Raw genomic sequence first — 431 nt, 5'->3', positions numbered from 1 at the left:
ACGTGTTGCTTTCCAGCGAGAAGATTTTTTAAACAAGCTATCAACGGAATTGATTCACCAATATGACGTCATTTGCCTCGAAGACTTAAACACAAAAGGGATGTTGAAAAATCGTAAATTGGCAAAGGTAATTAGCGATGTATCATGGTCTTCTTTTGTGCAAAAACTGACGTACAAGGCAAAGTGGTATGGCCGAGAAATCGTCAAAGTCTCAAGATTCTTCCCATCGAGCCAACTTTGTCATGCGTGTGGTCATCGAGATGGCAAGAAAACATTGGATATTCGTGAGTGGATTTGTCCATCTTGTGATACGATACTAGATCGTGACCTCAATGCAAGTCGTAATATTTTAGCTGAAGGGCTAAGAATTTTGAAACAACAACCGTAGGAACTACGGGGATAGCCTACTAAAAAAGTGAAGCCGCTGTTTC

At 40.6% G+C, this 431-nt stretch carries 1 protein-coding gene; it reads left to right on the top strand.

Annotation, left to right across the window (positions count from 1 at the left end; genetic code table 11):
• The coding region (locus tag KMHG_RS17075; protein ID WP_010285682.1) for an RNA-guided endonuclease TnpB family protein at nucleotides 1-388 on the top strand (388 nt) is incomplete at its 5' end.
• Between the last annotated feature and the right edge of the window lie 43 nt (nucleotides 389-431).

It is taken from the genome of Kurthia massiliensis, from assembly GCF_000285555.1.
GTDB lineage: Bacteria > Bacillota > Bacilli > Bacillales_A > Planococcaceae > Kurthia > Kurthia massiliensis.
This window is presented reverse-complemented; position numbering and strand designations above follow the sequence as displayed.